Origin of the sequence: Nostoc sp. T09 (assembly GCF_002154695.1) — a bacterium.
Taxonomy (GTDB): Bacteria; Cyanobacteriota; Cyanobacteriia; order Cyanobacteriales; family Nostocaceae; genus Aulosira.
In genome coordinates this window covers 1-8,100 of record NZ_MTAV01000239.1, presented here as the reverse complement: position 1 = coordinate 8,100, position 8,100 = coordinate 1, and the positions used below count along the sequence as shown (strand labels likewise).

The 8,100-nt window shown below is 42.2% G+C and carries 5 protein-coding genes and 1 rRNA gene; 1 reads left to right on the top strand and 5 read right to left on the bottom strand.

What is annotated here, in order from left to right:
* Positions 1-649 precede the first annotated feature (649 nt).
* The gene (locus tag BV372_RS33270) at positions 650-2,596 is read left to right on the top strand and encodes a hybrid sensor histidine kinase/response regulator (RefSeq protein ID WP_086691559.1); all 1,947 of its coding nucleotides are present in this window, start codon (positions 650-652) and stop codon (positions 2,594-2,596) included.
* 457 nt (positions 2,597-3,053) lie between these two features.
* On the opposite strand, the gene BV372_RS33265 is transcribed toward BV372_RS33270, so the two are convergent.
* From BV372_RS33265 to BV372_RS33245, 5 genes are all read right to left on the bottom strand, one after another.
* Positions 3,054-3,287, bottom strand: a complete 234-nt coding sequence (locus BV372_RS33265; protein WP_086691557.1) for a DUF3134 domain-containing protein — start codon at positions 3,285-3,287, stop codon at positions 3,054-3,056.
* A 1,109-nt stretch (positions 3,288-4,396) separates the two neighbouring features.
* Positions 4,397-5,110: an alpha/beta hydrolase gene (locus BV372_RS33260; protein WP_086691556.1), complete on the bottom strand. Its 714-nt coding sequence runs from the start codon at positions 5,108-5,110 to the stop codon at positions 4,397-4,399.
* Positions 5,111-5,150: 40 nt separating this feature from the next.
* Positions 5,151-6,830 carry a R3H domain-containing nucleic acid-binding protein gene (locus BV372_RS33255; protein WP_086691554.1) on the bottom strand — a complete coding sequence of 560 codons (1,680 nt, stop codon included), beginning with the start codon at positions 6,828-6,830 and terminating at the stop codon, positions 5,151-5,153.
* Between the two features lie 19 nt (positions 6,831-6,849).
* A complete protein-coding gene (locus tag BV372_RS33250) occupies positions 6,850-7,719 on the bottom strand; it encodes an SGNH/GDSL hydrolase family protein (RefSeq protein ID WP_086691552.1) in 870 nt (289 codons plus the stop codon).
* A 204-nt stretch (positions 7,720-7,923) separates the two neighbouring features.
* Positions 7,924-8,100: ribosomal RNA gene (locus BV372_RS33245) — 23S ribosomal RNA — on the bottom strand; the annotation flags it as partial.

Here is an 8,100-nt window from a genome sequence, read left to right as displayed (position 1 = left end):
ACACAATCAAACTCACGCTCAATTCTGCAAAAAAATGCTCGATTCAAGAGGCAATAAATTGACCATTTTGGATCTGCGATCGCCTAATCAAGTTCGATAGCTTAGAAGCATCATTTTTTGCCCTAGTCTGGGAGCGGGTTTCAGCCTTTGATTTAGTAGTTCATTTGTTCGCGTTGAAGGGGCTGGGTGGGCATTGCCCACCAAAACCTGAATATGGTAGGCAATGCCCACTCTACAGTATTTCAGAAATCAAATATGAGTCCTATATCAGTGGTCGGTGGTTAGTGGCAAAGATATGTTTAGCTCGCCCACAATTAGACGAGGCTTTAAATTTAGATAAAAACAACTGATATTAATTTAAAAAATGATTGCAACAGATGGATTCAGGAAAACCGGACACAGAAGGCAATTTCTAATCCAAAATCTAAAATGGTATGACACGCGTAGCACAGTCAAGATAGATAGCAAAAATTCACCGAAAAATCAGTAAATTTCAAAACTATTTCTAACCAAGGATAGGGGATCATAAGTACTTGAATACTATACGTAAGAGAGATTGTCTGAGAAATTTATCTGTGCTTAAATTGTGCTGATTATATGCACTTTAGACCATACTCGGCTCACTAATAAATTAGAAACATAAACAGTCATGTTGCATGTTTTGCTGCTGGAAGATGCGCAATTTGATATCGAATTAATTCAGACGTCACTAAAGAATGGTGGGATTGAGTGCGTATTAGTATGTGTTGAAACTCAAGAAGAATTTCTGGAAGCATTAAAAACGACCAATTTTGAACTAATTTTGGCAGATTATTCACTTCCGGCATTCGATGGGTTTTCTGCTTTAGAGATAGCTAAAGCAACTTGTCCTGATGTCCCGTTCATCTTGGTGTCAGGGGTAATTGGGGAAGAAAGCGCGATCGAGGCGCTCAAACAAGGAGCAACCGACTATATTCTCAAACAACGATTGGGAAGATTGGTGCCATCTGTACAGCGAGCATTAAAAGAAAGCCGAGAACGACGCGATCGCCAACGGGCAGAGCAAATATTGCGACAAACGGATGATATGCTACGAGCAGTCGTCAATGCCTCACCAATCGCAATTATCACGCTCCATGTCGATGGTCGAGTTATGACCTGGAATCCTGCGGCTCAGGAAATTTACGGCTGGGATGCCAAGGAAATAATTGACCGACGATTACCTTTAGTTTCTGAGGATGAACAAGAGATTTTTGAGCGCACCTTTCAACGCGCATTGCACAATGAAACTGTAAATAACCTAGAAATCCAGCAGCATCATAAGAAGGGTGCTGTAGTGGATATTAGTCTTTCCCTCGCACCTGTGTATGATGCGCAAAATCAACCCTATGCTGTGGTGATGACTGCTGTAGATATCACCACGCGCAAGCAAATTGAAGCAGAACGCATCAGTCTGCTCAAGCGAGAACAAACTGCTCGCGCCAATGCTGAAGCAGCTAGTCGGCTAAAAGATGAATTTTTGGCTGTTCTCTCCCACGAATTACGAACGCCACTTAATGCCATTCTGGGGTGGATTAGACTCCTGCGCAAGGGACATCTCGATCAAGCTACCGTCAATCGAGCACTGGAAGTTATCGATCGCAATACTACTTTCCAGGTGCAAATGATTGAAGATTTGCTGGATCTTTCCCGGATTATCCAAGGTAAGTTGAAATGGGAGATTCATCCAGTCAATTTATTGTCTGTTGTGGAGGCGACTGCTGAAACCCTGCGTCCGGCTGCGGAAGCCAAGTCTGTGAAAGTGCAGTTTGTCCTTGACCGTAATCTCGGTATGATTCCAGGTAACGCCAATCGTCTGCAACAAATCTGCTGGAATCTGCTTTCCAACGCTATTAAGTTCACTCCCAAGGGAGGACAGGTGATAGTGCGATTGCAAAAAGTGGACTCTTACGCTCAACTCCAGGTTGCTGATACAGGTATTGGCATTAGCGCTGATTTCTTACCTCACGTTTTTGAATACTTTCGTCAGGCGGATGCTTCCACGACTCGCTCAACTGGTGGATTAGGTCTAGGTTTGGCAGTCTCGCGTTATTTAGTCGAAATGCACGGTGGGACTCTGGAAGTTACCAGTCCCGGAGAAGGACAGGGAGCAACCTTCACTGTGATGCTACCGTTCAGATCTGCTCAAATGCAAATAGAACCGACGCCAGCGCCACTCGATTTTACTGGTGAGCTGCGTGGGATTAAAGCGATCGTTATAGACGATCAAACAGATTCTCGCGAGCTGATTGCTTTTGTATTAGAACAACAAGGTGCTGAGGTGATCAGTGCAGGTTCCGCTAGTGAGGCTTTAGAAAAACTCGCACAATATAAACCAGATATCTTAATTACTGATATTAGTATGCCCGATGAAGATGGTTATACCTTGCTGGAAAAAGTGCGTACTCTGCTGCAAAAGCAAGGAGCTAATCTTCCCGCCTTAGCAATTACAGCATACGCCCGAGCAGAAGATCAGCAGCAGGCGATATCAGCAGGATTTCAACAACATCTAGCTAAACCAATAGATCCTTCAGAATTGGTGAAAGCGGTTCTCAGCCTCACCTTAAATGTCAAGTGATATATCTACAGCAGAATTCACAAGCCAGAAGTCATTTCATGTTCGGTTGAAACCTTGTGATTGCTTCGCTACCCTACCCTGCGGGAACCCTCTTCTCCTGCAAAGACGCTAACGCGGTAAGCGCAGCTATGCCTGAAGGGCTTTACGAGGGAACGGGAACGCCTGCCGTAGGATGCCCAAAGGGCTGTAGGGCGAACACTCGCAATGAGGTTTTAAAAGCAATTAACCGGACATGATATCAGAAGTAAAACAGGCTTGCTATCCATAGCACTTCTATTTGATTTGTGAACTTATTCGTAGGTCAGGGAACAGGGCACAAGAAACAAAGGAAGTAGAGAGATACTCATCCCGCATCTATGCAAAGCACACTTTTTTCTATGAAATTAATTAAGAGTCCAAAATAAATCTAGACTCTTGATTAATTTTATAAATTTTGCTGTTGATAACGTGTAGAGCGTTAATCTTCTAACTCAATATCACTGTCGTCATCATCATGATCGTAAGGTAGATCATCAAGATCGATCATCTCTGAGATTTCTTCTACTTGATTTAGATACTCAGATTCTTGCGTTTCACGCGCTATTAGGCGACCATTAGCCTTTAGCCATTCTATAAGAACAAATTCGTTACTTGAACGAATGACAGTGGCTCGCTGGTTACGAGGTGCTTCACGCAAAGGACCGTTAATCATAAAAAACTCACTGTGAATGGGGAATGACTCAAGTAGTCCAAGATTTTGTGTATTTATAAAACTGAAAGCTTTAAATGTCAAGCATTTCAACTTTTACCTCAGTTGCAAGCCTAGTTTGGACTAGTTTCTAAGCTAGCAGTTCTACAGTATTCTTCTTAGGGAACACTTGCAAGAAGCAGATCTCTCAATTCTTTTAATGATTTTTAAAATGCTATCTCCTAGTTAGATTGGCTTAAATAAGAGCCTAGTTACTTTAATCACATTTGACGGAGTAATATATTTACACAGCAAAAGCAATTATGTCTACTGCCTCATATATTGCCTAAAGTTGATGGCTTTCTGCCGTTAGCTATAATTTATTGTCAGGTGAATTTTTATTGAGATTTCTGTAATTATATAGAACTGCCATTTCAAAAACCTGACAAATTAATCGTATCTTTAAGTGTAAACCATCTTATCAGAAAAACACTACGCTTAATAATCTATATAGCTTTTAGTATAGCAATCCTAAATGAGTTGTGAAATTACTCGTTGAGTCAGGGAACAGGGAACAGGGAACAGGGAACAGGAAAAAAGGATCTACAAATGCACTTTGTTTTTTCACAAATGAAATAGGACTGCTATAGAATGCATAGTTAGAAATAGATTGCAAGTAAGCTGTTAATACTTTTATTGGCAAGATAAATTAAATAATTCACGACTCTTTATTATCTAGGTTGGGCAGAGCCAGAGCTTAGGGCGAAAGAGGCTTCTGTCCCAGGTAACCCAACAATAAATCTATTTGTTTGTGGGGTTTATTTTGTGATACTAGCTTAAAAATGGAGACTATAAATTTGAGACTAGTTCACAATAGCGGAAATAAACCCAGGTATCAAATCTGAAACTAGCTAATTTTGAATTCCAGACAGCGATACTAAGTATTTTCAGGCTTTAGTGATTTTCATGGGTGCATCCACTTTCGGCAAATAGCCCCTCAGACTATAAGTCTGGGGCTAAACAAACAAAGCCTGGCGACCCAGGCTCAATATAATCCACGCAGCTGGATTTGGTTTTTATAGTCGCGATTTCTCATCGCCTGGTATTTCTGCCAAAAGTGGATGCTCTCTTTTTTATTGTTCTGGTGCGGCAAACCAGGCTAGAGCAGAACTTGCAATCTTTACAGGAACTGTGTGTATGCCATTAAATTCTTGATAAACTACATCGTAGTTACCCTCCTTTAATTGCCTTACAATCTTACGACTGCATCGTTCGATTGGTAAAACATTGTCCCACTTGCCGTGAGAAACAAAGATGTGTGGTTCTCCATGCAGTGAAGCTGGAGCCATAAACCCAGGGGAAAAAGCAATGATATGGCTGAATAAGTCACCATTGGTAATACCGACACTTAGGGCATATGAGCCACCATCAGAGAAACCTGCGATCGCAATCCGTGCAGGATCTATGGAGTAGCGACTAAATGTTTGGCCTAAGGCTTGGTCGATAAAGGCAATATCTGCGCCATACCCACCGTATAGCAGATCCCACGTTGTTTGCTGTGAGGCAGGTGCTAACAAAATAATTCCTTGAGAATCGGCAAAGTTGAGGAATGGAGATAAACCACCCTGTGCGTTACCGCGTGCACCATGCAGCATTAATACTAGTGGTGCGGGTTGTTCTACTTGGTAGCTTTGAGGTACGTAAAGGAGAGCGTCGCGATCGCCATGCAATCCCAATGTTTGCAAACCATGTGGTGCTGGCTCTAAGGTAGGTTGTACTGGTCGCGCTAACAGCCGTCCTTGATATGCGGCCTGTATGTTTTGTTTTTGCTGTGTGTCTTTGCTCATGGATACACTGCTATTTTTACGTTTAGTAATGGCGTCAAAGTTATAAAGCCGGATAAATCCGCAACCGACGAAAAGGCTCTTCACCTAAGCTCTGAGAATTCAGGCGGTAACGTTCTACCAGTTCATGTTGCATTTTGCGGATAGCAGCAGAACGTGGTAATAACTCCACAGGCTGTCCGTTGGGTATCACAATTTGCTCAACTGCGACTCTGGCTTCTTCTAAAGCTTCTATTTCCGATTCGCCATGATTGCGATCGGATGCCAAAGTATCTCCTATTCCTGGTTCTTCGATACCCAACAAAGAGCGAAGAGCGCGGGTAATTCCTGGGATAGTGTTAGCTTTAAGTGTGTAAACAGGTAGAGGATTGTCTGCTATCATCTGCCGAAAATTGGTGTGTTTTCTGGCGTGCGTTAGCGCAGCTCGACGTAGGCTACGCAATACCAAAACCGCATTTGCATCTTCAATATCCCTAGTCAGTACCACTGGCAAATTTAAACCCTGAATCACTTCTAGTAACTGGTGATGGCTAACTCCATAGGAATAAAGGTGCATTGGCGGTAAATTTTCGTTATCTTGCTTCCCAGCTTCCAGAGATTCGCCATTTATTTGCGGCAATTCTTGTTTTTGCTTTGGCGCAGAGGGAAAAGATAGTAACTTTTCTGAGAGTTTAACTGGGTACGCCAATACATTTTCTGGTGCTGGCGTTGAAATCTCAGAACTAGCTATTTCCCGGGTAATCGTCACCTGACGATTATCATTAATAGTTCTCACTTGAGGGTTAGGTTGACGCCCCCGTAATAAACTATCTACTGTGCCAGCAACGCTTTCATGCACCACCCAACGCTGGCGTTCTAACATCTCCACAGCAATATCAAATGTAGGAGGCGCTTTGCGTTCCAAAACCGTCTTTTGGGTGCGCCGTCTTCTGGCTTCATCATCACCTAAGGTTACCGATTGAATACCGCCAACTAAATCAGATAGAGTGGGGTTTTTAATTAGGTTTTCGATTTCATTACCGTGAGCAGTACCAACTAATTGCACACCACGTTCTGCAATGGTACGCGCTGCCAAAGCTTCTAGTTGTGTGCCAATTTCATCAATCACTATGACCCCTGGCATGTGGTTTTCCACAGCTTCAATCATGACCTGATGCTGTAGTTCTGGACGCGCTACTGGCATTCGGCGTGCTCTACCAATTGCGGGGTGAGGAATATCACCGTCACCAGCAATTTCGTTAGATGTGTCGATAATTACCACACGCTTATGAAGTTCGTCTGCTAAAACACGAGCAATTTCCCGCAACGCTGTAGTTTTACCCACTCCAGGGCGACCCAGCATGAGAATTGATTGACCAGTTTCTACCAAATCGCGAATCATGGCGATCGTGCCATATATCGCTCGACCAACACGACAAGTTAAACCAATAATCTTGCCATTGCGGTTACGAATGGCGCTGATCCGGTGTAAAGTTTGCTCAATACCAGCACGATTATCTTCAGCAAAGGTTCCTACTCTTTGTATGCAATCGTCGAGTTGTTTTTGAGTTACAGGTATTTGAGATAAATATTCTGATTCACCGGGAAAGCGAGCTTCAGGACGACGGCCCAAATCCATGACAACTTCAACTAAATTGTCTAATTGTGAGTGTTGGGCTAAAGTTTCTCGAATTTCGTGAGGTAAAATATCCAGTAATTTTTGCAGATCGTTGCTATTTTGCATGATTTTTGTATCTGGAGATTTATCGCGATATTGAAATTGCTTTTAGTGCTGCGTCTGCCAAGATGCGATGAGCAGCCGTTGTCGGATGAATGCTATCCCAAAATAAAAACTTGTCTGGATTGCTACAGGAAGTTACATTAGATAGACAAGAACTAGTCACATTTGTGAAATCAAATTTTGCTGGGTGAGAAATTGCTTCTCGATATATGGAATTAACATCGAGTTGGATGATTTTACTGCCAGAACCAAATTTTTGTTGCAGTGAATCGATAGATTTAATCAATTCTGAATTATGCAGACTTGTCACCGCACTCAGGTTACTAGAATTGAAAGTATTATAAGTAGCTGGAATCTTTCCTAAATCTGGTAAATTAGCTACCAAAATTGTTTTAGCTCCGGCTGTTAACAATGACTGAACTGCATTGGATAAATTGGCGATCGCAGAAGTAGTATTAGTAGCCCCGAAAAGATAATCATTGGCTCCAGCCCAAAGGATATAAAGTGCATTTGGGTTAAGCTTTTGCTGGTTTTTTGTATAGCTATATACTTGCGCTAACGCCCCAGGAATGCCGTTAAGACTACCGCTGATAGTGGTTGCACCACCACAAGCAAAATTAATATTTTTGGTATTATTCAATCCTAGTTTAGAGCTAAGATGTTCTACCCAAACTGGACCATTAGAATAACGCCCTTGGAAATAAGGAGGACTAGGAGGATAAACTCCATTGGTAGCCTTGAATATATTGCCTGTATCGGAAAGGCTATCCCCAAAAACATAGAGTTCGTTGATTTGCTCATCATGAACTTGAGAACTCTGTGTAGAAGCTGCAAATACAACCATAATAAAAGTTAAAAGAGCCAGTACTACCGCAAAAATCTTTTTTTTCACTCTGAAAGTTTCTCCTTACCAGAATGGCAAAGCCCCCCTCCCCATCAGAGGAAGAGAGCTTTTCTCTAAAAATCAAGCTATTAATTGGAGAACTCTATCTAGCCTTTGTTTTAGATATTGAATTTGAAATTAATAGCCAAATTTATATCTAAAATTCAGAACCCTGAACATTACATAGCAACTTGTTTTAAACCAATGTATATTAAGGTCAAGCCCTCGGTCTGTTAGCACGGCTCGGCTGCATACATTACTGCACTTGCACCTACCGCCTATGAACCTGTAATCTACAGGTGACCTTACTGACTTTTGTCATGAGAGTACTCATCTTGAGGTGGGCTTCCCACTTAGATGCTTTCAGCGGTTATCCGCTCCGCACTTGGC

What these genes read in the sequence shown, in the direction of transcription:
- BV372_RS33270 (WP_086691559.1), top strand. Translation starts at nt 650, where the DNA reads ATGTTGCATGTTTTGCTGCTGGAAGATGCGCAATTTGATATCGAATTA.
- BV372_RS33265 (WP_086691557.1), bottom strand. Translation starts at nt 3,287, where the DNA reads ATGATTAACGGTCCTTTGCGTGAAGCACCTCGTAACCAGCGAGCCACT.
- BV372_RS33260 (WP_086691556.1), bottom strand. Translation starts at nt 5,110, where the DNA reads ATGAGCAAAGACACACAGCAAAAACAAAACATACAGGCCGCATATCAA.
- BV372_RS33255 (WP_086691554.1), bottom strand. Translation starts at nt 6,830, where the DNA reads ATGCAAAATAGCAACGATCTGCAAAAATTACTGGATATTTTACCTCAC.